The sequence below is a fragment of the Streptomyces sp. ALB3 genome (genome assembly GCF_044385685.1).
In the GTDB taxonomy this organism is placed as follows: Bacteria; Actinomycetota; Actinomycetes; order Streptomycetales; family Streptomycetaceae; genus Streptomyces.
In genome coordinates this window covers 1-2,441 of sequence record NZ_JBISCE010000016.1, presented here as the reverse complement: position 1 = coordinate 2,441, position 2,441 = coordinate 1, and the positions used below count along the sequence as shown (strand labels likewise).

At 70.3% G+C, this 2,441-nt stretch carries 1 protein-coding gene; it reads right to left on the bottom strand.

Features of this window, described 5'->3' with window-relative positions; all coding sequences use genetic code 11:
* Window positions 1–2,441 (bottom strand): acyltransferase domain-containing protein (locus tag ACHFIV_RS11185; protein WP_398966363.1); only part of this gene is annotated, 2,441 nt, incomplete at both ends.

Here is a 2,441-nt window from a genome sequence, read left to right as displayed (position 1 = left end):
GCAGGCGCAGTACCTGCGCCGCGGTCTCGTGGGTCCGGGACACCGCGTCCCCGGAATCCCCGGACCCCGAGCCGGGATCGGCGAACGACACAGCCACGACACCGGGCACGGACTCACCGGCGTCGGCAGCAACGGTCAGCGCAGTGAGGTCCGCATACCGGAGCCCGGGTACGCCGATCGCTTCGCCCAGCGCCGCCCAGCGGGCCTCGATCCGCTCCGTCTCCACGGCGTGGCTGACCCAGTCCACCTGGAACAACGCATCGCGCGTCCCGGCATCTGCCGCAGCGGTGAGCTGGCCCGGCGCGATCGCGCGCAGAGCGAGCGATTCGACAGAGGCGACCGGGGCGCCCGCGCTGTCCGCGAGCGCCAGAGTGAGGCCCGAACCGGCGGTCGTGATCCGTACCCGCAGGACGGTCGCCCCTACGGCGGAAACCGACACCCCGCTCCACGCGAACGGCAGTCGCGCTTCTTCTGCCGGCCCCTCGGCGTCGCCGGCCACCAGTCCCATCGTGTGCAGCGCCGAGTCGAGCAGGGCCGGGTGGACGCCGAACCCTGCGGCATCCGTTCCCTCAGGTAGGGCGACCTCTGCGAACACCTCGTCGCCGCGCCGCCAGGCAGCCCGCAGCCCCTGGAACGTCGGACCGTAGCCGAACCCGGTCTCCGCCAGATCGTCGTAGAGGCCCGAGGTGTCGAGGGTGACGGCATCGCGCGGCGGCCACTCCTCCAGTGATTCGCCTGCCGGTACTCCTCCGGCGCTCAGCCTTCCGGCCGCGTGCCGCGTCCACTCGGCATCCGCGTCCTCGGCGGAGCGCCCGTGAACGGTGATCGCCCGGCTGCCGTCCTCCTCGGCAGCCCCGAGGGTCAGCTGGACGGCCACCGCCCCGTGGTCGGGGAGAACCAGGGGTGCTTCAAGCGTGAGGTCACTCAGTAGATCGCAGCCGACCTGCTCACCGACGTGCAGGGCCAGGTCGACGAAGGCCGTACCCGGCAGCAGTACCGAGCCCATGACCATGTGGTCCCCGAGCCAGGGATGCGACTCGACCGACAGCCTGCCCGTGAACAGGTACTCATCGGCCTGAGCCACGACGACCTTGGCTCCCAGCAGCGGATGCTCACCCGCGTTCTGGCCCAGTGCCCTGGCATCCACAGCCCCGCTGAAGGAGGAGGCAAGCCAGAAGTGCTCGTGCTGGAAGGCGTAGGTGGGCAGGTCGACGCGGCGGGCGCCGGTGCCGGCGAAGTACGCCGCCCAGTCGACGGACTTCCCGCGCACGTGGAGCTCGGCGAGGGCGGTGACCAGGGTGGTCGCCTCGTCGCGGTCCTTGCGCAGCACGGGGGCGAACGCCGCGTCCTCGACGCAGTCCTGGCCCATCGCGGACAGGACACCGTCTGGGCCCAGCTCCAGGTACGTGGTCACGCCCTGGTCCTTCAGGGCTCGCATGCCGTCGACGAAGCGGACCGCCTCACGGACGTGGCGCACCCAGTAGTCCGCCGAGCACAGCTCGTCGCCGGTCACGACCTGGCCGGTCACGTTGGAGACGATGGCGATCTCGGGCCGGTGGAAGGCAAGCCCCTCGGCGATTGTGCGGAACTCCTCCAGCATGGCGTCCATGCGCGGCGAGTGGAACGCGTGACTCACCCGCAGCCGCTTGGTCTTGCGGCCCTCCGCCTCGAAATGGGCGGCAATGGCCAGGATGGCGTCCTCGTCACCGGAAACCACGGTGGATCGGGGCCCGTTGAGGGCGGCGATGGACACGTTCTCGGTCAGCAAGGGAAGGACTTCGTCCTCCGTCGCCTGGAGCGAGACCATCGCACCGCCCGCCGGCAACGCCTGCATAAGACGGCCCCGGGCCGCCACCAGCCGCGCCGCGTCCTCCAGCGACAACACCCCCGCCACATGCGCGGCCGACAACTCACCGATCGAATGACCCAGCAGATAGTCCGGCTTCACACCCCACGCCGACACGAGCCGGTACAAAGCCACTTCGAGCGCGAACAGCCCTGCCTGCGTGAACTGCGTCTGATCCAGCAGCTCACCACCCTCGAACACCACCTCACGAACCGGCCGCTCCACATGCCGGTCCAACTCCGCGCACACCGCGTCAAAAGCATCCGCGAACACCGGATAGGACGCGTACAACTCACGGCCCATACCGGAGCGCTGGGCGCCCTGCCCCGAGAACAGCACACCCGTACGCCCCGGAGTCACCGACCCCGCGACCGTCCGGTCACCCACGACCACCGCACGGTGACTCATCACCGCACGCGTCGTCACCAACGAGAACCCGACGTCGACCGGGTCATGCTCCCCGGCAGACGTGGAGAGCCGCTCCACCTGCGCGTCGAGCGCCTCGGCCGTCTTCGCCGACACCACCCACGGCACCACCGGCACCGCGACACCAGCCGTGTCCGCCACGGCGGACTCGGACGGCTGCTCCAGAATC